17 protein-coding genes are annotated in these 25,169 nt (G+C 71.6%); 8 read left to right on the top strand and 9 right to left on the bottom strand.

What is annotated here, in order from left to right; genetic code table 11:
• The first annotated feature begins 72 nt into the window (after nt 1–72).
• Both panC and tmk read left to right on the top strand, forming a co-directional pair.
• The gene (gene panC, locus WMF43_RS05455) at nt 73–963 is read left to right on the top strand and encodes a pantoate--beta-alanine ligase (protein ID WP_437677961.1); all 891 of its coding nucleotides are present in this window, start codon (nt 73–75) and stop codon (nt 961–963) included.
• Between the two features lies 1 nt (nt 964).
• Nucleotides 965–1,675, top strand: a complete 711-nt coding sequence (gene tmk, locus WMF43_RS05450; RefSeq protein ID WP_437677960.1) for a dTMP kinase — start codon at nt 965–967, stop codon at nt 1,673–1,675.
• A 90-nt stretch (nt 1,676–1,765) separates the two neighbouring features.
• Here tmk and WMF43_RS05445 read toward each other — a convergent pair whose 3' ends face one another.
• Nucleotides 1,766–3,319 carry a hypothetical protein gene (locus WMF43_RS05445; protein WP_437677958.1) on the bottom strand — a complete coding sequence of 518 codons (1,554 nt, stop codon included), beginning with the start codon at nt 3,317–3,319 and terminating at the stop codon, nt 1,766–1,768.
• A gap of 406 nt (nt 3,320–3,725) precedes the next feature.
• Here WMF43_RS05445 and WMF43_RS05440 point away from each other — a divergent pair, with 406 nt between their 5' ends.
• Nucleotides 3,726–4,841 (top strand): vWA domain-containing protein, encoded by a 1,116-nt coding sequence (locus tag WMF43_RS05440; protein WP_437677956.1) that lies wholly within the window; start codon nt 3,726–3,728, stop codon nt 4,839–4,841.
• A gap of 104 nt (nt 4,842–4,945) precedes the next feature.
• On the opposite strand, the gene WMF43_RS05435 is transcribed toward WMF43_RS05440, so the two are convergent.
• Nucleotides 4,946–5,977 (bottom strand): tetratricopeptide repeat protein, encoded by a 1,032-nt coding sequence (locus WMF43_RS05435; RefSeq protein WP_437677954.1) that lies wholly within the window; start codon nt 5,975–5,977, stop codon nt 4,946–4,948.
• 527 nt (nt 5,978–6,504) lie between these two features.
• On the opposite strand from WMF43_RS05435, the gene WMF43_RS05430 reads away from it, so the two are divergent.
• Complete coding sequence (locus tag WMF43_RS05430; protein ID WP_437677953.1) at nt 6,505–6,726, top strand: YdcH family protein; 222 nt, start codon at nt 6,505–6,507, stop codon at nt 6,724–6,726.
• 130 nt (nt 6,727–6,856) lie between these two features.
• Here WMF43_RS05430 and WMF43_RS05425 read toward each other — a convergent pair whose 3' ends face one another.
• Complete coding sequence (locus tag WMF43_RS05425; RefSeq protein ID WP_437677952.1) at nt 6,857–7,381, bottom strand: hypothetical protein; 525 nt, start codon at nt 7,379–7,381, stop codon at nt 6,857–6,859.
• 1,204 nt (nt 7,382–8,585) lie between these two features.
• Between WMF43_RS05425 and WMF43_RS05420 the strand changes: the two genes are divergently transcribed.
• Nucleotides 8,586–10,298, top strand: coding sequence for an AAA family ATPase (locus WMF43_RS05420; RefSeq protein ID WP_437677950.1), 1,713 nt, complete (start codon nt 8,586–8,588; stop codon nt 10,296–10,298).
• Here the strand turns inward: WMF43_RS05420 and WMF43_RS05415 are convergent.
• Nucleotides 10,273–14,832, bottom strand: a complete 4,560-nt coding sequence (locus tag WMF43_RS05415) for a 1-acyl-sn-glycerol-3-phosphate acyltransferase (protein ID WP_437677948.1) — start codon at nt 14,830–14,832, stop codon at nt 10,273–10,275. The genes WMF43_RS05420 and WMF43_RS05415 overlap by 26 nt on opposite strands.
• 277 nt (nt 14,833–15,109) lie before the next feature.
• Between WMF43_RS05415 and WMF43_RS05410 the strand changes: the two genes are divergently transcribed.
• Complete coding sequence (locus WMF43_RS05410) at nt 15,110–17,167, top strand: S8 family peptidase (protein ID WP_437677946.1); 2,058 nt, start codon at nt 15,110–15,112, stop codon at nt 17,165–17,167.
• Nucleotides 17,168–17,316: 149 nt separating this feature from the next.
• Here the strand turns inward: WMF43_RS05410 and WMF43_RS05405 are convergent, their stop codons facing one another.
• Both WMF43_RS05405 and WMF43_RS05400 read right to left on the bottom strand, forming a co-directional pair.
• Nucleotides 17,317–18,672, bottom strand: a complete 1,356-nt coding sequence (locus WMF43_RS05405) for a hypothetical protein (RefSeq protein WP_437677945.1) — start codon at nt 18,670–18,672, stop codon at nt 17,317–17,319.
• Nucleotides 18,673–18,894: 222 nt separating this feature from the next.
• Nucleotides 18,895–19,833 (bottom strand): TetR/AcrR family transcriptional regulator C-terminal domain-containing protein, encoded by a 939-nt coding sequence (locus tag WMF43_RS05400; RefSeq protein ID WP_437677943.1) that lies wholly within the window; start codon nt 19,831–19,833, stop codon nt 18,895–18,897.
• A 194-nt stretch (nt 19,834–20,027) separates the two neighbouring features.
• On the opposite strand from WMF43_RS05400, the gene WMF43_RS05395 reads away from it, so the two are divergent.
• Entirely contained in the window at nt 20,028–21,206 is a 1,179-nt protein-coding gene (locus WMF43_RS05395; RefSeq protein WP_437677941.1) for an FAD-dependent monooxygenase, read from the top strand.
• A 74-nt stretch (nt 21,207–21,280) separates the two neighbouring features.
• On the top strand, nt 21,281–22,369 hold the full coding sequence (locus WMF43_RS05390) for a GNAT family N-acetyltransferase (protein ID WP_437677939.1): 1,089 nt from the start codon (nt 21,281–21,283) through the stop codon (nt 22,367–22,369).
• A 58-nt stretch (nt 22,370–22,427) separates the two neighbouring features.
• Here WMF43_RS05390 and WMF43_RS05385 read toward each other — a convergent pair whose 3' ends face one another.
• Genes WMF43_RS05385 through WMF43_RS05375 form a run of 3 tightly spaced genes read right to left on the bottom strand, consistent with a single transcriptional unit; the run spans nt 22,428 to nt 25,038 of the window.
• The gene (locus WMF43_RS05385) at nt 22,428–23,009 is read right to left on the bottom strand and encodes a hypothetical protein (protein ID WP_437677937.1); all 582 of its coding nucleotides are present in this window, start codon (nt 23,007–23,009) and stop codon (nt 22,428–22,430) included.
• Nucleotides 23,002–23,664, bottom strand: coding sequence for a hypothetical protein (locus tag WMF43_RS05380; protein ID WP_437677936.1), 663 nt, complete (start codon nt 23,662–23,664; stop codon nt 23,002–23,004). Before WMF43_RS05380 ends, WMF43_RS05385 begins: the two co-directional genes overlap by 8 nt.
• 3 nt (nt 23,665–23,667) lie before the next feature.
• Nucleotides 23,668–25,038: an AAA family ATPase gene (locus WMF43_RS05375; protein ID WP_437677934.1), complete on the bottom strand. Its 1,371-nt coding sequence runs from the start codon at nt 25,036–25,038 to the stop codon at nt 23,668–23,670.
• Nucleotides 25,039–25,169: the final 131 nt, after the last annotated feature.

Genomic DNA, 25,169 nt, shown 5'->3' with positions numbered 1-25,169 from the left:
GAGTCGGATGTGGAGGGCTGGTCAACCATGGTGGAAGCTCCGATTTTATCCCAGGTCTGATAGGGTCCGTTCATGGAATTCTGGCGACAGCCGAACGAGCTGAGGCATGCGTGCGAGCGCGCGCGTGAGGCCGGGCGCCGCGTCGGCCTCGTCCCGACGATGGGCGCGCTGCACGCTGGCCACCTCGCGCTGATCGCGGAGGCGAAGCGGAGAGCGGACTTCGTGGCCGTCACCGTCTTCGTCAACCCGACGCAGTTCGGCGCGGGCGAGGATCTCGCGCGGTACCCGCGGACGCTCGATCGCGACCTCGCCGGGTGCGCCGAGGCCGGCGCCGCCGGGGTGTTCGCGCCGGAGGTCGCGGCGATGTACCCGCCCGGCGAGGAGACGCGCGTGCGCGTCGGCGCGACCGCGGCGCCGCTCTGCGGCGTCCACCGGCCCGGGCACTTCGAGGGCGTCGCCACCGTGGTCGCGAAGCTGTTCGCGCTCGCCGGCCCGTGCGTCGCCGTCTTCGGCCGGAAAGATTACCAGCAGCTCCAGGTGATCCGGCGGATGACCGCCGACCTGTTCCTGCCCGTCGAGGTCGTCGGGATGAAGACGGTGCGCGAGCCCGACGGCCTCGCCATGTCGTCGCGGAACGCCTACCTCTCGCCCGAGCAGCGGAGCGCGGCGCGCGCCATCCCGCTGGCCCTCACCGACGCGTGCCGCGCCTTCGCGCGCGGCGAGCGGCGCGCGAAGGCGCTGCTCGAGCCCGCGCGCGCGCGCCTCGCGACCGTCGCGTCGAGCATCGATTACGTCGACCTCGCCGACCCGGAAACCTTGGCGATACAGAGCGAGGACGCGGCGATCGGCGAGCGGGCGCTCCTGGCGCTGGCCGTCCGCCTCGGGACGGCGCGCCTCATCGACAACGTGGTGCTCGGCGAGGACGCGCCGCCCGTCGCGGGCGCGGCCGGGGAGGCCGGCTGACATGGTGAAGGCGAGCTCCGAGCAGGGGGGCGCCGCGCCGGCCTCGGACGCGGGCGGCGCGGGAGAGGCCGGCCGCGGCGTGTTCGTGGTGTTCGAGGGCATCGACGGCGCGGGCACGAGCACGCAGGCCGAGCGCTACGCGGCGCGCCTGCGGGACGCGCGGCGCCTCGTGCACGTGACCCGCGAGCCGAGCGCCGGGCCGGTGGGCGCGCTGCTGCGGCAGGTGCTGACCCACCGGATCTCGCTGCCCGTCGCCCGCCAGGCGGAGGTGATGGCGCTCCTCTTCTCGGCCGACCGCCTCGACCACCTCGGCGCCGAGGTCGAGCCGCTGCTCCGCGACGGGTACGTCGTGATCTCGGATCGCTACGACCTGTCGAGCCTGGCCTACCAGTCGACCACGGCGGCCGGGGACGGGCGGGAGATGGGGGAAATTCTCCAGTGGATCCGGGACCTTAACCGGCATGCGCGCAGGCCGGACGTCACGGTGGTGATCGACGTGGCGCCGGGGATCGCCGAGCAGCGGCGCCGCGGGCGCGGCGGGGCGGAGGAGCTGTTCGAGAAGAGGGAGCTGCAGGCGCGGCTCGCGGAGGCTTACCGGCGGGCGGAGGAGCTGGTGCCGGGGGACCGGATCATCCACGTGGAGGGCGGGGGCGCGGTGGAGGACGTCGCGCGGGAGATCGCGGCGGCGCTCGGGTCGTTCGTGGAGCGGTGAGCCCGGACGACGCGCGGGCTCGGGCGCGACGCGGGGAGGCGCCCGCCTGAGCCGGCGGCGCGCGGCGCGCGACGGCTCGCCCGCGTGGCCCTACGGGCAGGCCGCGTTCGCGATCTCCACGTCGTCGATGTTCCAGCTCGACACGGTGTCGACGAAGGAGTCGCGCCCGATGGCGTAGCCGAACCGGACCCGCAGGTTCGCGTTCTTGTGCGGCGTCAGATCGTAGCGGACCTTCGTCCAGGCCGAGTCGCGGACGCCGGGGTACGCGCCCGACTCGAAGACGACGACCCAGCGGATGCCGTCGAAGACCTCCACGCGGTTCGTCATGTGCGGGGTCTCGTCGGTGTTCAGGAAACGCCAGAAGGTCAGGTACACGCCGCCCGCGACGCCGGCGTCGATGACGGGGCTCGTCAGGTAGAAGTACGGGTGAACGCCGAGCGGCGCGTTCCCTCCGATGACCACACCGGCGAGCCCGTTGTCCGAGGTCGCCGTGTGGTCGAGCGCCGGATCCGGGTGCCCGTAGGACTGCCCGGAAGACGCCGTCGCCGCGCCGATTTGCCAGGTGGGGCCGAGCTCCCACCCGGCCGCGTTGCCCTCGAACGTATCGCGGAAGTAGACCGCCGGCGTCGACGCGGCGCTGCCGCCCTGGCAGGCGCCGGCGAGGCACGTCTCCCCGACGGTGCACCAGTCGCCGTCGACGCAGCCGCCCCCGTCGGGAACCGAGCGCGCCGTGCACACCCCGGCGTCGCTGCAGACGCCGCGCGTACAGCCCGCCGTCTGTGAGGGGCACGACGCGCCGGGGGTAGGAATGGAAATACAGGCGCCGCGCTCGTCACAGACACCACGATTGCACTCGTCGGTACCGGAGAGGCAGGCGCCGCCCGGTGCGATCGGCTCAGCATAGCAATTGCCAGAGCCCGGATCGCAGACGCCATCCTCGCAACCGACGCTCAGCGCGCTGCAGTCCTTGGGGACGCCGCCCTCGCAGCGGCCGCTCTGGCAGGTCTTGCCGACCATGCAGAGATCGCCGGAGTCCGCGCACGGCGAGCCCTCGTTCCCCGCGACCGCCTCGCACGCACCCGTGGCCGGGTTGCACACGCCGACATGGCAGGAGTCTGGAACGTGGAAGAAGAAACAGTCCCTCTGGGTCCCGACGCAGACGCCGTCCTGGCAAGCCGCGTCGAGGAGGCAGCGATCTTCCGTCTCGCACGGCGAGCCGTTCGACCTCGGCTCGACGCCGCACCGCGGGGCGCCGCTCGCCTCGATGCAGGTGACGACATGGCACACGTCCGGCGCGAGGCCGCAGTCCTCCGGCGCGCCTCCCCGGCAGAGGCCGTCTTCGCAGGTCTCTCCTACGGTGCAGGCGTCTCCGTCGTCGCAGGGCTCCCCGCCGGCGCTCGGCGCGAGCTCACACGCGCGCGTCGCCTCGTTGCACACCGCCGTGAGGCACTGCGAGGTCGGTACAAGCGAGCAGTCTATCTCACACGGAGAGCCTCCGCCTCCGGTCGAGACGGGCGACGCTGCGGCGGCGCCGCCGCCGCCGGAGGCGCCCGCCGCAGCCGAGTTGTCTCGGGACGTCGCGGTCGAACAGCCGAGCTCCGTCAGGGCGAGAGTGGAGAGAAACCATGGAATCCACCTAGTCATGTTCGCCTCTTTCCAGCAAGCGTGACGCTCACGCTGGGAATTACGCGTTCTTCGACGCTGCGCAAGCCAACGTGATGATCCGGGGCGCGAGCGCCAGGAACGGTAGGCGGAGGGGGAGGCCGGGGAGGGGGAGGCCGGGGCCGCGGGAGAGGAGCGGAGAGGCGCGCGGAAAGGATAGCGGCGACAACAGCGAAACCAGACACACCAACGAGACTAGACACACGCTCACACCAACAAACCGGAGAGGCCCTATCGCCCCCTCATCGAGCCATGCAGTATGCTGACGAGAGCGTCTCGGAGCTCGGCTTCCCTCTCTAGACAGACCACTTCGCGCGCGGAGCCCCCTCAGCGCTCCGCGTCGCATCAATCCCAGAGGAGCGCAGAGATGTCCTTCCGACGTGAAATCATGATTGCCCCTTTCCTCGCCGCCGCAGGGCTCGCAGCGCACTCGGGCGGCTGCGCGGCGACCGAGGACAGGAGGCCTCCGCAGGCGGCCACGCCGGAGGACGGCGAGGGCGGCGGGGGCGGCGCCCCCGCGTCCGACGACACGAGCGCGGGCGGGGCGCTCGCTGGAGGCGGGTTCGACCAGGGCGGCGAGGGCGGGCGCCTCGACGAGGAGGGCTCCTGCGCCCAGACGAGCGCAGAGACCGCGCTCCTGCCGCTCGACATGCTCGTCCTGCTCGACCGCTCCGGGAGCATGCTCGGATCGAAATGGAGCGGCGTCACGAGCGCGGTCTCGACGTTCGTGACCGACGCCGCGTCCGCCGGGATGAACGTGGGATTGACCTACTTTCCGCGGGGCGCCGCGGGGCAGAACGACTGCGAGCACACGACCTACGAGGCGCTCGCGGTGCCCGTCGCCGAGCTGCCGCTGAACACACAGGCCATCACCGCCTCCATCGAGGACACCGCGCCGAGCGGCGGGACGCCCATGCGGCCGGCGCTGCAAGGGGTGCTCTTCAACGCGACCGCCTACAAGGACACAAACCCCTCCCACAAGGTCATCGTCGTGCTCGCGACCGACGGCGATCCGTCCGGCTGCTCCGACAACACCGTCGGGAGCACCGCCGAGCTCGCGCAGCGGGCGCTCCGGTACAACGGCGTGCAGACGTACGTCATCGCCGTGGAGGGGTCGACGTTATCGAACCTGGACCAGATCGCCGCCGCGGGCGGGACGACGCGCGCGCTCGACGTCACCGCGGACGTCGCCGCGTTCTCCGCGAAGATGGCCGAGATCCGCGCCTCGGCGCTGCCGTGCGAGCTCCTCCTGCCCGAGCCGCCGGCGGGCGCGACCCTGGACCAGGACCGGGTCGCGGTCAGGTTCACGTCCGGGGCCTCCGGCCCGCTGGAGATCCCGAGGGCGGCCGACGCGGCCGACTGCGGGGCGGGCCCGGGGTGGTACTACGACAGCGAGCAGGCGCCGGAGAAGCTCATCCTCTGTCCGACGTCCTGCAGGGCGGTGCAAGGCGACGCGCAGGCGAAGCTCGACGTGCTCTTCGGCTGCGCGCCGACGCTGAACTGAGCGCGCCCTTCGGCTGCGCGCCGACGCTGAACTGAGCGCGCCCTTCGGCTGCGCGCCGACGCTGCGCGAGCCCCCCTGACGCCCCCGCGGCCGGCCGCCATGGCTCACGGCTTTTTCGGCGCCTCCCCCTTGAGGGCGTCGAGCGCCGCCGAGAGCTCCGCCTCGGTGAACGGCAGCTTCGCGAGGGCTGCCTGCTCGTCGGCCAGCGCGAGCTCGATCTCGCGCTGCGCGTCGCGGGCCCGGAGGACCCAGGACGACGCTTCGCCGGTGCGCTCGCCGAGGCCGACGGTGCCGGCCAGCATCTTCTGCCCCTTCTCCAGGAGCACGCGGTAGCGCAGGCGCATCGCGCCCTCGAAGAGCTGCTTCTTCCTCGGGGTGTCGGCGCTCCGCGGGGGCGGGACCTGCATCACGTCGCGGTGGAGCTGCTGGTAGAGCTGCCCGATGCGGTAGCCCGCCATCGCCGACCAGTGGGCGTCGAGGCTCCGCATCGCCTCGGTGTAGGCGCTCTGCGCGTCGAGCAGCCCCTGGCAGCGCCGCTCGAGCGCCTCGCCGAAGCTCGCCGGCATGGGCACGAAGGTGATCGCCTCGCTCCGGCGCCGCCGCACCTCGCCGAGCGCGAAGCTCACCTGCGCGAGCTCGAGCGGCGGCTTGCCCGACTCGCCCAGCCGGTGCGCCTCGATGAGGTCGCGCGCGAGCGCGACGTGGCGCGCCGCCTCGTCCACGAGGTCCTGCTCGACCAGCCCGAGCGCGAGCGCGCCGCGCGCCTCGACCGCCTCCAGCACGCTCAGATCCTCGAGCGCCAAGAGGCCGCGCGCCACCTCGACGAGCTCGGGCCACCGCTCGAGGGCCGCCGCCGCGCGCGCGAGCCGGAAGCGCGCGCCGCGCGCGACCGCGTGGTCCGGGAAGCGCCGCAGCACCTCCCGGTAGCGCTCGGCCCCGAGCGCGCGGTCGCCGAGCGCCTCGTGGGCGAGACCGGAATTGAACAGGCTCGGCGGCGCGACCTCCCCGTCGGGGGACAGGCGGACGAGCCGGTCGAACAGCGCGGCCGCCTCGCGGGTCTTGTCGGCCAGGAGGAGCGCCCGAGCCCGCTCGAACTCCGCCGCCAGCTCCGTGTCCGAGTAAGGAGAAACGACCACCGGCGCGAGCTCGATCGGCGCCCTCGCCGGAGCAGCCTCAGGCGTCCGCGCCCTGGCCGGCACAGCCGTACTGGACCTACACCCGGCCAGGACACCTCCAAGCAACAGCACAGCAACCAGAGTGAAGCGTGGACCCCACATACCGGGGAAGGATAGTCCCACGTCCGAGGTTGTTCCCCTGGGTGCATGGACGGAGATCGCTGTCAGGCCGCCCTGGGCAGAGCTGGTTCGCCGTGTTGGTACGGTCTTCGCTGTGCCGTGGCGGTACAGTCTTGGCTGTACCGACATGCTGGTCTTGGCTGTACCGACGTGCTGGTCTGCGGGGCGGCGAAGGAGCGCGGGCCCTACAAAAGGGCTGCATCGAATCGCCATCATGCGGTAATCTGGCGCTCGTTCAACAGGCCGCGACCGCAGCTCGTAGCTTGGTTGGCGGTCGATCTCCTCTCCAGCGACGATCAGAACGAGGGCTTCTGTTGTGGGCCCTCGAAGGCATCACGGCCCCTCGGCGGGGCCTTGGAGGTGGGTACATGAAGCATCAGGTCATCTCTCCTCGCGCGGTGACGGCTATCGGCCCGGAGCAGCGGCTGAGTTTGGCGGAAGCGCGTCATCGCGAGCTCGACTCGCGCCTCAGGCAGCTGGGCCGGCGGGCGTTCCTGACCCCCGGGGAACGCCTCGAAGAGGCCCAGCTCAAGAAGCGCAAGCTCGCGGCGAAGGACGAGATCGAATCCCTGCGCCGGCGCATCTCGTGATGCGCCTGACCTGACCGGCGCGTCGAGCGCCGCCCCGGCGCACCCTCCGCATCGTTTCCCCCCCCAACCATTCCTGTCCCAGGCCATCCGAACCGCGGCGCGTCATGCGCGGCGCGGAGCGTCGATTTTTCTAGAGCGTCGGCGGCTCGGCCGGCGCCTCCGTCGGCGCGGCGGGGTCGGCGGCCTCGGCGGGCTGCGCGCCCTCGGCGGGCGCGGCGCCGCCCTCGGGCAGGGTCTCGGCGCCGCCGAACACGTCGCGGTTGAGGTCCTCGAGCGTCGCGGTGAGGCGCCCCTTCTGCTCGCTGGTGATGCCGCCGGGGGTCTGCTTCTCGATCGCCGCGGCGACGCCGAGCCAGTGGCGCGCGTTGTCGCGGTAGCCCTTGCGCGGATCGGCGATGCCCGAGCCCTGCGGCGCGAGGCCGGCCAGGCGGAAGTCCGTCATGCCCCGCAGGTAGGCGTACTGCGCCTGCTCCGGGAGCGAGAACGAGTCCATGTCGTGCTCGAGCACGCGGAACAGCGCCAGCGCCTGCTCGAACCGGTTCGCCTCGTAATGGCCGCGGGCTCGATCGAGATCCTGCGTGTAGGTCGCGCAACCCAGCGCGAGAGCGGAAGCGGAAGACACGACGAAGAAGACCCACGGGACCAGGCGGCGCATGCGCGGAGGGTATCTCCCGTGTCGCGGCGCGATCAAGCGGGAAGGCGGCGGGGGCGCCGCGACACGGGAGGCGGCGGGCGGCGCGGCGGTTCGCCGCCGCAGCGCCTCCGGTTCACCGCCGCGGCCCTCCGGTGGGCGGCCGCGTGCCAGGAGAGGCGCCGCCGGGAGCGGCCGACGCGCTCCTCGGGGCGGCGCGCCTCGTCGATCCGCGCGACGTCCCTCGGTCCATCGGCGCGACGTCCCTCGGTCCATCGGCGCGACGTCCCTCGGTCCATCGGCGCGACGTCCCTCGGTCCATCGGCGCGACGTCCCTCGGTCCATCCGGGTGGCGTCCCCGAGGACGGGCAGGGTCCGCTGCTTACCGAATTGAGGGCCGTCGCAGTCGCAGACGCGCAGGGTGGCCGCATGGGTGAAACGGTGGGATGTCGTCCAAGCTCGACTGCAGCTTCAAGAAACCGACTTCAGGCACCCGCACTCTCCGTCTGCGCGTCGCCCAAGACTCGCGATCTCCCAACGTCACCCAGCCCGATCTCGAGGGAATTCGGGCAAGCCGCGACACAGAGAGCTCTACTCGATACCTCCATCGACCAGTCCTCATCGAGCACATGGCGTGCGACGAAGGAGAAGCTCGCTGGAGAGATCGCAGACACGAGAAGACGGATGAGCATCGCATGCGGTGACAGTCGGCACACTACGCGCCCACCCCCCTGTGATTGAGCTGAAAAACCTGGTGACGGCGGGCTCCTGTTCCCTCGGCACCCCGAGAGCGCCGGAGGGGGGCAGTGCGCGGCAGGGCGCGGGTGGGCGCGATCCAGCACCGACTGAGGTGCCATAAGCCCCCAGCTGGCGCCGACGCTTCAGGCGCGCCTTGTGTGGCGCGCACCATGACGTCCCAGCTGGCAAGGCCCGAAAGGAGACATGCCGGGCGGTGTTCCATGCGCAAGCGCCCCCGCCCCAGTCTTGCCGGATCGCGAGCGCCGACCCGCGCCCTGCCGCGCCCTGCCCCCCTCCGGCGCGTGCCGCTCGGCTCCCCCGCTCCTCCCCTGCCCTGTCCCTCGCCCGCCCCGCCCCCCCGGATTGCTCCGGATGAGCCACGCCCCCGTCTTGACCTCGCGGCAGCGCGCCTCTCATGCTGCTCGCGTCCCCGCGCTGCGGCCACGAGCCATCCCTGACTTCCGGTTCTGGCCGCCCGCCCCCATCCGCCATGCGCCAGAAGCTCCCGATCGGCGTCGACGACTTCCGCGAAATCCGCGAGCTCGGGCTCGAGTACGTCGACAAATCGCAGCTCGTCTGCGATCTCCTCGACCTCGACGCCCGCGTGGTGCTCGCGCCGCGCCCGCGGCGCTTCGGCAAGACCGTGAACCTCTCGATGCTCCGGTGGTTCTTCGAGCGCCGCGACGAGGACCTGTCCGGCCTCTTTGAGGGCCTGCGCGCCTGGGACGCCCCGGGCGGCTACCGCGAGCACTTTCAGCGCTACCCGGTCGTCTCCCTGAGCTTCAAGGGGACCCGCCACGACACCTTCGAGGGGTGCTGGGAGGCGCTGCGCGCCAAGATCGAGAGGGTCTTTCACGAGCACCGCGCCCTGCTCGCGGACGGGCAGCTCAGCGAGTGGGAAGAGCGGCACTTCCGCGCCATCCTCGACGGGACCGCGAGCCGGGCCGGCTACGAGCGCTCCCTCCTCGACCTCTGTACCTACCTGCACCGCGCGCACGGCGAGCGGGTCGTGCTCCTGATCGACGAGTACGACGAGCCCATCCACGCCGGCTACACCCACGGGTATGCGCCGCAGATCCTCGGGTTCTGCCGCAACTTCCTCACCGAGGCGCTCAAGGGCAACCCGCACCTGTTCAAGGCCGTCCTGACCGGCATCCTGCGCGTGGCCCGCGAGTCGATCTTCTCCGGGCTCAACAACGTCGCCGTCTACTCGCTGCTGCGACCCGAGCTCAACACCTGCTTCGGCTTCACCGAGGCCGAGGTCGAGGCGCTGCTCCAGCGGGCAGGCGAAGGGGCGCGGCTCGGCGACGTGCGCGCCTGGTACAACGGCTACCTCTTCGGCGGGCAGGTGGTCTATAACCCCTGGTCGATCCTCAGCTTTCTCTCCAGCACCGACAAGCGCCTGCGCGGGTACTGGGTGGCGACCAGCGCGAACGAGCTGATCAGAGACGTGCTGCAGCGCCACGCCCTGCGGCTGGAGGAGCCGCTGCGCACGCTCATGGAAGGGGGCTCGGTCGAGCGGCGGCTGGACGAGGACGTCGCCCTCTCCGATCTGGTCCACAGCGAGCAGGCCCTGTGGAGCTTGCTGGTCTTCACAGGGTACCTCCGCGCCGAGGAGGCGCTCGGACCGCCCGGACAGGAGCCCTGGCGGCTCTCCATCCCCAACCGCGAGGTCCACGAGGTCTACACGAGCACGTTCCGGCAATGGCTGGACGAGCGCCTCGCCCGCAGCGGCGGCGGCGTCGAGCGGCTCCGAGCGGCGCTGCTCCGCGGCGAGGCGGAAGGCTTCGAGCGCCAGCTCCAGGCCTTCGCGACCGATCTCCTCTCGTTCCACGACCCGGGGACGATCGAGCCCGAGCGGGTCTACCACGCCTTCTTGCTGGGGCTCCTGGGCGCGCTCGAGCCCGATCACCAGGTGCGCTCCAACCGGGAATCCGGCCGCGGGCGGCCCGATGTGCTGATCCGGCCGGTGCAGCCAGGGCAGCCCGGCGTCGTCCTGGAGCTCAAGCTGGTCGGACGGGGCAGGACACCGGAACAGGCGCTGGACGAGGGCCTGGAGCAGATCCGGGAGAAGGACTACGCCGCCGAGCTGCGCGCCGCCGGCGCGGCGCCGGTGCACGCCTTCGCCGTGGCGTTCGACGGAAAGCAGGTGTGGGTGCGGGGAGAAGCGAACCGGGTCACCCCGCAAGCCGCCTCCCGATGAGCCGCGCCGCCAGCCTCCGCAGCCACGCCGCCCGCCGCGCGTCCGGCGGCGCGAGCCTCCCGGTGCGCGCGGCCTCCAGGAGCGCGGCCGTCTCGGGCGTCGGGTCGGCGCACGCCTCCAGCACCCGCAGGATCGTCGCGTCCTCGTGCGCGACGCCCGCCTCGGCCACCCACACGTCCACCGACGCCGCGAACGCCGGATCGCCCGGGAAAGGCTGCTCGACCGCGTTGCTCGGGCCGAGGCCGTTGATCCCGCGGATCACGAGATCCTTGCGGTCCTTGTAGGTCAACCTCGCGAGCTCCTCGGGCAGGAGCGGGCGGCCGATCCAGATGTCCTGCGCGCCCATGCCCACCGGGAACTCGAGCCGCCGCTCGAGCGGCTCGGGCGGCAGCGCCCCGGCGAAGCGCACCGGCACCACCGGGGCGCCCACCGCCAGCGCCATGTCGATGAAGGCGCCGCTCATCTTGCGCACCGGCGTGCGGCACTCGAGCGATCGCGTGCCCTCCACGTGCACCAGCACCCCCTTGCCCGCCCCCTGCATCTCGGCCCCGAGGTCCGCGATGATGCCCGCGAGCGACGCCTTGTCCTCCCGATCGAAGTACGTGATCACCCCCGGGTCGCGCGCGCCCGGGTACCCGAAGCAGTGGGCGAGCAACGTGCCGAGCCACGTCGCCCGGTGCTCGGCCTTGGCCAGCGCGACCGTGGGGACCTCCGTGAGGGCCGACACGACGATGCCGAACAGCAGCGACTCCACGGCGACCTGGTGGTTGCCCAGGTAAAGGAGGCTCCGGCCCCTCACCGCGCGGAACGCCGCGGGATCGGCGACGTGCACGCGGCGGATGAACCGCTGGACCAGGCCGAAGTACAGGTCCTCGGCGGGCCAGCGGCCGAGGCCCATGGCCGCGCCCCAGTAGCGGCGGACCGGGGCGATGTCGAGCGCGGGCGGGCCGGCGTCGCGGACCACGACCTCGGCGCCCTCGCGCGCCACCGCGAGCGGCCAGCGCGTCAGCGGCTGCGTCGCGGCCACGCCGTCGGCGGAGACCGCCGACGGGTGCGCGGCCGCGCGCCGGGCGACGTGGTCCTTCACCGCGATCACCTCGACGAGGTCGCCCGGGACGCCGTAGAGGTGCGCCACCGTGCCCGGCATCCAGTCCATCCGGCGCACGTCGTCCGGGCCGCAGCGCGTCGCGCCCGACGCGGCGTCGACGCGCGAGACGCCGAGGTCGACCGGCGCGCGGTCGCGCAGGAACGCCCTGCGGATCCCGGGAGGCGCGCTGCCGATCGACCCCTGCGGGAGCAGCACCTCGACGAGGCGGAGCTCGAGCCACACGCGGTCGCCGGCGACGGCCTGCAGCCAGAACGAGGCGAAGCGATCCGCGCGGCCCTCGAAGCGCACCTCGACGCGCACGGGGCCCTCGGGCGGCGGTCCGAACAGGCGGAGCGAGGGGACGCGCGAGGGGAACGCGATCTGGCCAGCCGGGGTGCCCGGGTCCCAGAGGGACAGCCGGTCGTGCGGGATGGCGTGGGTCAGCGCGTCGAGCATGCCCTGGTGCAGCGCCCCGGGTGGCACCGAGCCCTTCCGGGTGTCCAGCGTCGCCGACGCGCCGCGGGCGTCGAGCCGCAGCTCGGTGAGGAACTGGAACGCCGGGCCGTGGAACAAGGTGCCGGCCGTGTAGGGGTCCTCGGAGGGCGGCGCGTCGAGCGCGGGCGCCGGCGCCGGGGCGGGCGGGTACACGTCGGCCAGCCGCACGCGGCCGGTGCACACCGGCTCGAACCGGGAGAGCGCCGGGGTGGATGCCTCGCGCCATGCGAGGAGCCGCACGTCGAGCACGTCGCCGGCGCCCGCAACCTCGGTCCGGAGGCGCACCGGCCCGGGGACCGGCAACCAGCGGTGCACCACCACGTCCTCGACCGCCACCACCACGCGCCCGGGGCACGCCCGCAAGGCGGCGCCGGCCAGCCGATCGACCATGCTCATCCCCGGGAGCGCAGGGACCGTCCAGGTGGGGCAGTGGTCCGCGACCCACCCGGCCGGATCCAGCACCTCCTCCGCGTCCGCGACCTCCGGCGGCGGTGCGGCGCGCGCTGCGGGCGCCGGCGGATCCGAACGGCGCGGGCTCCGGTTCACGGCCCCCGGGAGCGAGGCGAGGTGGCGCGCGCTCCCGCGGACATCGAAGCCGACGTCGCGGCGCTCGCGGGGCGCGCGGCCAGGCGGCGCGTGCTGCACGTCGACGATGCGCACGCCGAGCGTCGCGCCGTAGATGCGCAGCCCGTCGACCCAGAGGTACGACTCCGCGACGACCCAGGGCCCGCGCTCGTCACGCCCGACCTCGAGCACGTCGGTCTCGACCGTCACCCGCCGGCTGCTCGGCAGCACCTGACCGCGGTACCTCCACGTTTGCTCGCGGCCCGTCATCACCGGCTCGAACCGCGGCTCGCGGAGCCCCGCGTGCAGGTCCTGGTGCAGCATCCAGAACTGGATCGTCTGCAGCATCGCCTCGACGCCGAGCGAGCCCGGCTGCACCGGGTCCCCCAGGAAGTGAGCCTTGAAGAACCACTCCGAGGCCTGGACCTCCCGCCGCGCGCGCAGCCGGCCGAGCCCCTTCCGGCCGCCGGTCGGCCAGAGGCCGTCGACGTGGTCGATCATCAGCAAGGACGGCCGCGCGAGCTGCAGCCTGCCCCCGCAGTACCGCGCCGGGCGCTCCCGCAGGTCGACGTGGAAGCTCGACGGCGCCTCGAGCGCCGCCGTCTCCTCGGGCCCGGGCGGGATCCCGACCTGCGTCGCGAGCGCGGCCCGCGGGAAGAAGCCGAACACCGTCTCCAGGTCGTAGACGCGGGCGCCGCCGACGCTGCACGCGACGCGGAACGACAGCAGCGTCATGCCGCTCGACCGCGAGAGGCTCACGACCTGCGCGACCGTGCGCAGCGCGCCCGCGGACGGCAGGACCTCGGCGCGCAGCGTGCCCTTGCCGTCGAGGTTGCGGAAGTACAGGGCGTCCTCGGCCGAGAGCGCGCCGCCGAGGTAACTCGCGAGCCAGCCGCACGCCTGGAGCGCGGCCTCGAGCACCACCGCGAACGGCATCGTGACGCTCCCGTTCTCGTCGAAGTACCAGGCGTCCTCCGGGACGTCGTACTCGACCTCGACCGTCGCGCCGGCCTCCATCGAGGCCATGGGGCTCGAGACCGAGAGCACCCGGCTCATGAAGTGGTACGGCGGCCCCGGGAGCCGGGCGACGTGCCGGCCGCCGTCGAACCTGCGGTAGAGCGGCCCGAACGCGTCGGACGGTCTGCCCCAGGCGAGCGAGAGTAAGCTTTTGTAATCAAAGGCAAATCCGCCGGCGTCCGCCGCGCCGCCCGGTGGAGCCGCGCCGCCCGGCGGCGGAGCGGCGCCGTCCGGCGCCGGCGCGCCCAGCTCGGACCAGGGGATGCGCGCGACCGGCTTCGGCTCGATGTACCCGTCGAGCAGCTCGGGAGCGCTCGTCAGCGGCCAGTCCGGGCAGAGGCGCACGCCCACGCGGCGGGCGTGGAGCACCTCTCGGCCGTCGACCGTGCACAGGGCGTCGGCGAACACGGTCGGCTGCGGGCCGTCGTGCACCTCCTCGAGGAAGATCTCGTACGTGAGCAGCCGGCTCCCGGGGAGCACCTGGCCGCTGCAGCGGAGCGCGCACGGGACGTCCGGCACCGGCTCGAAGCGGAAGCCGTCCCTCTCCACCGTGAAGCCCATCGCCCCCATCGCGAAGGCGAGCGCTTGCAGGCAGCCCTCGAGCAGGACGGGCGCCGGCATGTAACGGTCGTCCTTGGAGCGGCCCGCGAAGAACCAGGCGTCCTCGGAGATCGGCAGCGTGGCCCGGAGATAACCGCGCTTCCACGGGCCCCCCGCCGGGTCGAGCACGTCGACGCGATCGAGGAGCAGCATGGGCGGCGCGCTGATGCGCGGGGTCCGGACGTGGGTGAGCAGGCCCTCGAAGCCGGGACCGAACGCCGCCGCGCCGTCGCCGCGCGCGAACGAGAGGACGGCGTCGCGATCGAACGCGGACCGCTGGCAGGTGATCCGCGGCGGATCGACGCGGGCGGCCTCCGCGGGCGCGGCGGGCGCGGCGTCCCAGCGGACGCCCCCGGCGCGCGCGAGCTGCTCGCCGGTGAAGAAGCCGGCCTCGGCCATCGCTGCGGGCCCCATCGCGCCCGGCTCCGCCGGGGGGCCGGCGTGCTCCGTGGCCACCGCCACCCCCGACGCCGCGCGGACCAGCACGTCCAGCGCGCGCTGCTGCATCGCCAGGAACCGGCGGTGGACCTCCGCCTGCTGCTCCACCCACCGCGCGTGGATCTGCGCGACCTGCGCGGTGAACGCCGCCGCGCCCTCGGCGGCCGCGCCCGGGATCTCGGCGGCGCGCGCCGGGACGGCAGCCGGCGCGCTCCACGGCCCATCGTCCGGGGGCGGCGGCGAAGGCGCATCCCCCGCCGAGAACCCCGTGGGCCCGGGATACAGCGGCGGCAGGTCGTCTAACGCGGACGGCAGCGGCGGCGCAGGTTCCATGGAGTCTCGAAGAGATGAGCCGGAGGCCGCGCCAGCAATACGAGCGCGGCCCGCGGGCAGCAATCGTGAATGTGATCGCTTGATCAAAAACCTATCGATCGTTCGACTCACCGGCTCATCGAGCACTGCGTCCGCCTGGTTCGCGGGAATACCGGCGACAACACAGCATCCACCGTCGCGCGCTCTCCTGCACATCAGCCCCTTGGATGGATCGCTGCGTGCATGGTTTCGCCGCTGCTGGGAGGGGGATCAATCCACTCGAAAGGGACACCGTCTCATGACAACAAAGCTCGTTTTACCCTTCGCGTTCACCCGCCGCGCCGCCCGCGTGCACGCCGCCAGGCTGGCCGCGGCCGTCGCGCTCACCGTCGCCCCGGCGCACGCCGCCGCGCCCATCCACGTCGTCGAGCCGTCCGATCCGGCGTCGGCCATGCAATGGCACCTCGACGCGACGCGCGCGCTCGAGGGCTGGGCGACCGTCAAGGACCTGCCGGCGACGACGACCACGCTCGCCGTCATCGACGCCAACATCGAGCTCGGCAGCCCCGAGATGAGGGACCGCACCGTCACCGGGTGGGACTTCCGCTTCGACCAGCCGTACGCGACGGCCTGGATCCTCGGCTATTCCCTTCACGGGACGTTCGTCGCCAGCCTCGCCGCCGCGAACACCGGCAACGGCTTCCTCGGCGCGGGCCTCGCCGGGCCGACCTCCGCGGTCAAGGTGATGCCGCTGCGCATCGTCGACCAGAGCGATCTCTGCGCAACCGGGGTGCGCAGCGACGATCCCACGCTGACGCAGACGATCACGACGGCGACCCTGCGGGCGCTGGACCACGCCATCGATCGCGGCGCCAAGGTCATCAACATGTCCCTCGGCACCCTGACCACGCCGCTCGCCGCAGAGCCGTTCCGGGCGGTCATGCAGAAGGCGCGGGACAGAGGCGTGCTCATCGTCACAGCGTCCGGCAACGAGGGCATCGACCACGATCGCCTGGCGAGCGAGGACCTCCTATCGATCCAGGTGTACGATCCGGCCGATCCGGACGCCCCCGGCAGCACGGCCACCACGGCCAGGGACGGGTGCCTCTCGTCCATCGCCGGCTCGTACAGCAAGTTCGCCGGCGACCTCACCGCCGGCGAGCGCACGAAGTGGCAGAACGGCACGGTCGAGGACATCACCGTCGACGGCAAGCCCTACAAGCGCCGGTACATCACGGCGTTCCCCCGAGGCACCAGGTCCTACCCCGGCGCGTTCTCGGAGGCGCCGTTCAACTTCGACAACATCGTGGTCGTCACCGGATCGAACCAGGCCGGCGGCCGGTGGAAGGCCCCGTGTGCCGGCACGCCCGAGGAAGCCCGCACGCGCATCTGCGGCGGCGCCAACTACGGCACGTACGCCGACGTCGTGGCCCCTTCCGAGGGCATCATCGTGACCGCGCAGGTCATCCCCGGCACCCCCGGCGCGTCGTCATCGCAGGCGGGCACGTCGTTGGGATCCCCCATGGTCGCCGGGGCGGCGGCGCTGCTGCGGTCTGTTCGGCCGGACCTCACGCCGCAACAGATCAAGGCCGCCATGCTTCATGGGGTGAACGACGCGAACCTGCGCACGGGCAACATCGCGCCGTCCGACGTCTTCAGCGTGACCCGCATGCTGGCCGCCGCCGGCATCGGCGTCGCCGACCCGAAGCCGCCGATGTCGACCGGCTCGATCGACGCGCCGGTCTGGAACGCCGCCGCACGCACCAGCACGTTCACCGATGACGTCACCAGCGACCCGGACGGCTCCATCACCCGGCGCGACTGGACGTTCGTCGACGCCGAGGGCAGGACGACGAGGGCGACCAGCACGGGGCCCTCGACGAGCCAGAGCTTCCCGCTCAACGGCCCGGTCACGACCACGCTGAAGGTGACCGACAGCGCCGGCAACACCCGCACGCTGCGGCCGGTGACGGACACCGTGTACGGCGCGCGCCGGGACATCGTGAAGCTCAGGCTCGAGGGCGCCCAGCCCTACGCGCTCGACGGCGATCTCCTCAGCGGCAACCTCGCGGCAGGCCAGGTCAACCTGCAGAAGACGCTGCGAGGCACCGGCACGATGCGCAACCTGGCCGGCCAGACGGTCACGGTGACCGTCGACATCAGGACCAACCTGGTGGGCGGCAACGCCTCGGGCACCGTCGAGGTGAGGGACCCGGTGAGGGGCACGCTCACGCTGACGGTCTCCTCGGCCACGATGACCCGGGACACCGCCGCCGACGCGATGGCGGTCAGGAAGACCGGCCTCACGGGCACGTTCACCGGGCTGGACCTGTCGGTGCGCGACACCGACGACTGACGCCGCGCCGAGCCGAGGGACCGGGCGAAGCGCGACCGTGAGCGCTCACCGCCCGGGCCCCCGCGCCGGGCGCTGTCGCGAGACATCTCGGCGCCCGCGGTCATCGGCGCCCGGAACGGCGCTCGCCGGGCGCTGGTGCGGCGCCGCGCTCAGAAGCGGAACGGCTTCGGCGAACCCGAGAGCTCGGCGTGGAGGTCGCCGGTCCGGTCGAAGGCGAAGGCGTGCAGGTTGTACTGGGTGCCGTTGCGCAGAGAATCCGGGATCCGGTACGAGAAGCCGTGATCGCCCGCCATCTGGAGATAGGCGTTGACATCCAGGCGCGGCAGGTCGGCGTTGACCATGTTGGCGCCGCTGATGAGCCGAAGGCCAGCGGTGCCCGGGCCGGTCAGCCAGAACTGAACCCGCACGCTGGCCGGCAAATCAGGGTCGACCGCCCACCCGGTGGCGACGCCGCTCGAGTCGATGCCGTCGAGCCATCCGATCGGCGTCTGCCGCAGCCTCCCCGCGTCCACCCGCTGCTTGTAGGCCGAGTCCCCTTCCCCGTAAAACACCGCGGCCCTGTCGCCGGCCAGCGGTCGACCGTCTCGCTCCAGGGCGAGATGAAAGTAGCAGAACCCCCAGACGTTCCACGGGAGCACGGGGTTGCTCTCGGCATAGTGCATGAGCCCCGCCATGCGCGATCCCTTCTGCGCCCTCGTCTCGTCGGTGTGTAGACCTACCTCGGTCATGATCCACGACTTCGTGCTCGCGTACCGGCCGTAGAGGTTGAGCACCAGGGGGAGGTCGTGGCACCTGTCCCACCTCTCATCACCGCCGTTGTACGCGTGCAAGGCGACGAAATCCGCGCTGTACAGCGGGCTGTCCGCGCCTTGCGCATAGATCTGCAAAAACCACTCGACATCCAGGTCGGCGCGCGGGGCGAGCGAGCAGGTGACGATCTTGGCCTGGGGGAACCGCTGCCGGCAGCGGGCGATCGCCTCCGTCAGGTAATAACGGTTCTCCCAGATGTAGTTTTCTTTCCACGCGCGGTTCTGCCTGCGCCAGTTGTCTCCCGTGTGATCGCCCGCCGTGTTGGGCTCATTGCCCAGCTCGATGATGAGGTCGCTCTTCCTCGCCTTGGCCGCGTACCACGGCGCGATCTCCGCCTCGACCTGGTTCGCGTCGACGTGACCGCGGTCGCCCGTGAAGGTGCGCACGAGCGTGATCGGCGTCAGCGCGCAGAGCTCCGAGATGGTGGCCGGATCGGTCATCGAGCGGTCGTACAGGCCCCAGTTGCTGGTGGCGACCACCTTCAGCATCGAATAGCCGCCTCGGCTGATGGCGTCTCGGAGCTCAGCCAGATGCGCCGAGGTGAGCGTGAGGCCGGAGACGCGCGGCCTGAACGCCGCCTGCGCGTGAGCCTCGGCGCCGATGCCGGTCGCGACCCCCGCGACGCCAGCCGCTGCCGTGGAGATGAATGTGCGCCGCGACAGCGCGAGGTGTGATCGATTCTTGATGATTCTCATGAGGACCCTCTCCGATGTGCCTGTGCTCGCGCTTGCACACCGCGGACCAGCATCGACGGCGAGCGCTCCAGCCTTTGCCTTTCTTCGCGCTGGCTCCGGGCTGTAGGCTGAGGCCAACACCTGTTGGCCGGGGCCTACGGCGGCATTCCCCGCCGCCCGCACGCGGGCTCTCCGGCGCTGAACGCGGGAGGGCACGACGGACCCGCGCCGCTGCGACAAACGTCAGCGGGCGCGAGCTCCCTCCGGCGCGCGCTCGATCACGCGGGCGAACCCGTCGAGGAGCGCGCGCAAGCCGAGGGTGAACAGCTCGTCGAAGTCGAAGAGGAAGCCCTCGGCCTCGGCGAGCTCGCCGAGGACGCGCGCGAACGTGGGGTAACGCCCCGACGCCGCGAGGGCGCCGAACTGCGCGATCCGCCCCTGCATCCACTCGTCGTCCGTCATCCCGGTCGCGCTCGCCGCGTCGATCTCGGCCTCCAGGTTCATCGCGATCCCCTGGAGAAAGCCGTGCAGGACGATGTGGAGCCTCATCCGCTCCGCGCCGTCGAGGCCGTGACCGTCGAGCGCCCGGAGGATCCACTCCGCGTGCGCGATGGCGTTCGGGAGCGGCTCGGGCCGGGTCATGCGGATGAGGCGCGCGAGCCACGGGTGCCGTCGGAACGCGGCCCACTGGACGCGCGCCGACACCTCGAGCTGCGCCCGCCAGCCGGGCGGCACCGCCGCCGGGAGCGCGGCCTCGCCGAGCACGGCGTCGGTCATCAGCGAGGCGAGCTCCTCCTTGCTCGCGACGTGGCGGTAGAGCGACATCACCGGCGCGCCGAGCTTCGCCGCCACGCCGCGGAGCGACAGCGCGCCGAGCCCCTCGGCGTCGGCGATCGCGATCGCGGCCTCGACGATCCGCGCGCGCGTGAGCTCCTGCTCGCGTGGGGCCCGCGGGCGCGAGGGCGCGACGACGGTGCCGACGCGCGCAACCCCGCGGACGAGGCCCGCGTCGGCGAGGTCCTTGAGCGCGTGGGCCGCGGTCGCGGTCGCGACGCGGTGCGCCCGCGCGAGCTCGCGCGTCGACGGCACACGATCCCCTGGACGGAGCTCGCCGGACTCGATCCGACGCCGGAGCTCGGCGGCGATGCGGCGGTACGGCGGCTCGGCACCTGTTCGTCTCATGGGGCAGTTGTACTAGTACAGATAAACCGAGGAGGCCACGAGGTGCTGCCTGAAACCAAGCAGACCCAGGGCGCTGATCTAGCACATATCACGTAAATCGACGTGTGAAACGCGCTGAGCAGTGGCGGAGCCAGGGACAGTACGTACTGTGTACGAACAACCTGGTACAGCGTACGCATCCTGGAGGAAACACGATGAACAGGCCCCATGTGCTCGTCTCCGGCGCCGGCATCGCCGGCCCCGCGCTCGCGCTCTGCCTCGACCGCCGCGGCTTCGAGGTCACCGTCGTCGAGCGCGCGCCCGCCCTCCGCGAGGGTGGGCAGGCGGTCGACTTCCGCGGTCCGATCCACCGCGCCGTCCTCGAGCGGCTCGACCTCTGGGAGCCGATCCACGCCCACCGCACCCGGCCGGCCGCGATGGTCTTCCTCGATGCCGACGCGAGGCCGCGCGTGACCGTGCCCGCGGTGATGGCGTCGGGCGACGTGGAGATCCTGCGCGGCGACCTCGTGCGCCTCCTCCACGAGCGCACGCGGCAGACGGTGGACTACCGCTTCGGGGATCAGATCACCGGCCTCGAGGATCGCGGCGACGCCGTCGCGGTGGAGTTCGAGCGCGGCGCGCCGGCGACGTTCGACCTCGTGATCGGCGCCGACGGCCTGCACTCGAAGGTCCGCGCGCTCGCCTTCGGCGACGCGTCGCGTTTCCTCCGCTACCACGGCCACCGGATCGCGACCTTCGCCCTGCCGAACCTCCTCGACGGGGCGCACGAGGCGCGGATCTTCAGCGCCCCCGGGCGCGCGGTCGGGCTCTTTCCGGCGTCGCCGGGGGAGGCGCGCGCGTTCCTCATCCACGTCGGCGGCCCGCTGACGAGCGCCGAGCGCCGCGACGAGGGCCAGCTGAGGGGGTCGCTCCGCGAGGCCTTCGCCGGCATGCCCTGGCTCGCGCCTCGCGTCCTCGACGCGCTCGACCACGCGCGCGACCTCTACGTCGACGCGATCGCCACCGTCCACGTCGACCGGTACGCCAAGGGGCGCATCGCGCTGCTCGGCGACGCCGCCTACGGCGGCACCCTCGGCGGACAGGGGACCTCGCTCGCCATCGTCGGCGCGTACGTCCTCGCCGGCGAGCTCGCCCGCGCCGGCGATCCCGGCGCCGCCTTCGCGCGGTACGAATCGATGCTCCGCCCCTACGCGACGGGGTGCCAGAAGGGCGCGCAGCGCGCCGGCTCGTTCTTCGCCCCGCGGACCAGCGCCGGCCTCTGGCTCCGCAACACCCTCTATGGCTTCCTCACGGCGCCGTGGATGACTGGCCTCTTCGAGCGCCTGGTGAAGGACGCGGCGACCGACTTCACGCTGCCCGAGTACGCAGCCTGAGCTCGGCGTTCGTATCCCCCGGGGCGTCAGCGCTCGGGGAGCGCTCCTCTCGGCAGGGCGCCTCAAGAGGCCGGATGCGCTCCGGCGCCCTCCGCTGTCACCAGCGCGAAGCGCGGCGTGGCGAGGTTGAGGAGCTCGCTCGGGAGCTTTCCGTCGGTCGCGGAGAGGCGATCTTCGGCCTGTTGCGACGACGCGTTCGGCGTGCTCCCCTGCGCGGAGGGGAGGGTACGAAAGATGACGACGATCCGTCCGAGGCGCTGCCTCATCGGCCCGTCAGGCACGTTACCGGCGGCAGGTCCACCCTTGGCAGGGTGGGTGACGTCATGACGTTCTCGATTCGACGCATGGCGCGCGATGATCTCGATCTCGCCGTCACCTGGGCTGCGGCGGAGGGCTGGAATCCGGGGCAGCTCGACGCTGAGACCTTTTACGCGACCGACGCCGACGGCTTCCTGGTCGGCGAGCTGGACGGCGTGGCCATCGGCTCGATCTCGGTGGTCGCCTACGACGACCGCTTCGGCTTCCTCGGCCTCTACATTGTGCGGCCGGGGCACCGCGGGAAAGGTTATGGCCTCGCGCTGTGGCAAGCCGGCATGGCCTATCTGGCCGGGCGCAATGTCGGGCTCGATGGGGTCGTGGCGCAGCAGGGCAACTATGGCAAATCGGGCTTCGCGAGCGCGTTCCGCCACCTCCGCTACGAGGGCGCCGGGAGGGCTGGGCTCCCGCGGCCGGTGGACGTCGAGCCGCTCGGGGCCTTCTCGTTCGATGAGGTGCTGGCCTACGACACGCGCCACTTCCCGACGGAGCGGCGCCGCTTCCTCGAGCCGTGGCTCGCGATGCCCAACCTCGTGGGCTTCGGCGTGCGGCGGGGCGGCCGGCTCGCGGGCTACGGCTGCGTGCGCACCGCGCACCGGGGCAAGCGCATCGGGCCGCTGTTCGCCGACGATCCCGCCGTGGCGCGATCCCTCTTCGCCGCGCTCGCGGAGACCGCCGACGGGCAGCCGCTCTTCCTCGACGCGCCGGAGCCCAACGCCGACGCCGCGGCGCTTGCACGGGAGCATGGCATGACCGCCATCTTCGAGACCGCCCGCATGTACACCGGCCCATTTCCCAGCTTGCCGCTCGCCGAGATCTACGGAATCACCTCGCTCGAGCTGGGATAGGTGAGCGTGTCCCTGGCGGTCGCGGCGTGCCGTCTGGGGCTCTACACGCTGCACCCCTTCACGCTTCGCGCCGTGGGCCGCTGGGAGGCGGTGCGCCCGGGGCGGGACTCCAGCGGCCGGTCATCGCGTCACGCACCAGCGCGCGCCCTTCCAGTGCACCGAGATGTCCCGGGAGCGCGCTCGGACGGCCGAGCAGGTTCGTCAGCTCGTCGGTTGTTGATGGGCGTTCGCTGCAAATGTCGACCAGCAGGGCGCGAAGGGCCTCCTCTCGAGCCTGGAAGTGACGCAGCCGGCGAACACGGTACTGAAGCGGAATTGATAGTCCGCCCAGGTCAGGCCGATGAGGCAGGGAAGGCTGGGGCTCGGCGCAGCCGCGCGCGTCGGGATGGCACAGAAGGGGTCGCACGAGGGACAAGCCGTAACGCTGGATCGCGACGGCGAAGGTGTCTGCAAGCCAGTCGTGCGTCAGCGCAAGGAAGTTCTGCTGCGGAGCCAGCGCACACTCGCGCAGCACGCTCCACTCCGACCGAACCGTCTCCTCGGAAGCGTCGCCGTCGACGGCCTGCTTCAATGTTCGCGCCATCTGGTCCAGCGCCTTGACCTTGGCACTGTAAAGCGTCAGCAGCGACGTGCTATCCAAGCCCAGGACCGCGATCGTCCACGCTGCGCGTGCGTCGTCCTTGATTGGAAATGGCTTCCAATGCTTGCCATCCCACCGAAACTCGATAACGATCCATCGGATCGGTGCTCGGATCTGTAGGATCGAGCAGCAGTGGCTGCTCGGCTCCGGGCGGCACCTCGTGGAGGCCGAGGGCTGCGCTCCCTCTCGTCAACGGGAAGCGCGTACCCTTCCGGCCGTTGCACGACACGCAGCCGAAGACGAGGTTTTCCCACGTCCATGCGAGCCACCAGTACCCACGCTCGGGATGTGCCTGCCTGTTCGGGTCAGGCCATCGGACCCGCTCGAACTCCTGAGGCGGGAGCCCGCGCGCGAAGCGAGCCTCGTCCATTTTTGCAAGCGAGCTCTGGCGGCTTTCCTTGAGGGCGCTCCAGTCTATACGTGAAGGGCGCCTCTTCGGGCGAAAGTGCTCGGCGGGTTGCGACTCCACCTGGGCCCAGCTCTCACAGTAGGCGCACTTTGCGAACTGGCGCGTATAGAGATCGGGCCGCGCGATCTCGTATCCCTCGGCCTCCTCGGGGCCGTCCTCTCCGGACTCGAGCATCGCATGGGAGAGGTGCTCCTCCCGGGCATCGATGACCTGCTGCGGCTCCGAGCCGCGCACGATCCGGATCATCGCTCACGTCCCGGTGGCACGCCGCCGCGGCGAGAGCGGCACGCCCGGGGTGATCCCTTCGCTTTCGAGCTCCTTACGGAGGACCGGCGCCAGCGCGTCTTCTTCGTTCGTTCGGAAAGGATTGGCCGCGATGCGGTTGTAGGTGTCAAGCTTGTCGCCGAGCTCCGAGGGGTACAGCTTGTTGATACCGAAAAACCACTCGTAGAGCTCCGTCGCCGTCATGAGCCGCGGATCCCGCGGGGTGTCGCTACGCACGACATTGCCCTGCTCGTCGAAGTCGAGCACCACGACCTCCTCGCGACGGAACGCCGTAAGCAGGATCGGTGAATGCGTCGTGACCACGAACTGCATCTGAGGGAAGGTCTCGCGCAGCGCCTGCACGAGCCCAACCTGCCATGACGGATGCAGGTACAGGTCGACCTCGTCGATCAAGACGAGCCCCTCCATGTCCTTCGGCTCCACCCTGGATCCCGCCTCCAGCGTGATCTGGCCAACCAGATCTGACACCCAGGCGAGCACGGACTGATAGCCGTGTGACAGCCATGTGGCAGGAAGCTTGAGCTCCTTCTCTTTGTCCCCCATTTTTTGCATGAAACGAGGGGAGATCATCAGGTCGCTCGGCGTGCGAGCGCGGCGCCCCCGGAGCTCCAATCCGACGATTCCCGGGACGAGATCCTCGGTGCGAAAGAGAACGGCCTTCAACAGCGAAGCGTACTTCTGGGAGAGCCGTTCATCGAGCACCTCCTCGAAGTTTAGCCCGATCAGCTGAGATGGCCTGAAGATAGGCCACAAGCGATCGGTCGGCGGGTGCGGTGGGCGGAACGGCGCCCGCGCTACCTGGGGGAGCCGCCGATCGACGCCATAGGCGGCGACGAACCAGAGAGAACGATTCTCCTCGCGAGCCGCCATGAGCGGATCCTCCGGGACGCCCCTGCCGTCCAGTGGACCATGGTCACTCCGGTCGACATATTTCGAGTGCCCTACGAGCAGCGCGTTCGTTCGGATCTCAACGTGGCTCCGGAGCCAGCGCTCATAGCGTGGAGCACACAGACGAGCACGTTCGTTCTCGTCGAGCAGCGGATGGTTGTCCGGACGTTGGCCTATTGGGCCGAAAGTAAAATCGGCTTCGATGGTTGCTGGCTCGCCTGGACACCGCTTGTCCGGCAGGCTCTCGCGGATGTCCTCAACGAGCGCGTTTGCCCGGAAACCGCCCGCTGCGGCGAGCGCGATCGCCTGGAGGATCGTCGTTTTGGCGGTCCCGTTGCGCCCGATGATGACCGTCCACGAACGCGGGGAGCCATCAGCGTTCTTGAAGTCGAGGTCGAGCGCCTCGATCCGCTTGAGGTGCCGGAGCTTGAGATCGCGCAGGAGCATCGCGTTTCACTTATACAGCCACGCGACCAGCAACGTCACCTCCGGCGCGGTGCCGATAGGCTCGCCCCGGTCGGCTGCGCCGCGGCTGTCCGCTCGGGCCACATAGATCCGCAGCAGGATCAAAGCACCGG

Source organism: Sorangium sp. So ce131, from assembly GCF_051519095.1.
Classification (GTDB): domain Bacteria; phylum Myxococcota_A; class Polyangia; order Polyangiales; family Polyangiaceae; genus Sorangium.
The sequence above is the reverse complement of the archived record's forward strand: the minus strand, read 5'-3'. Positions and strand labels throughout refer to the sequence as shown.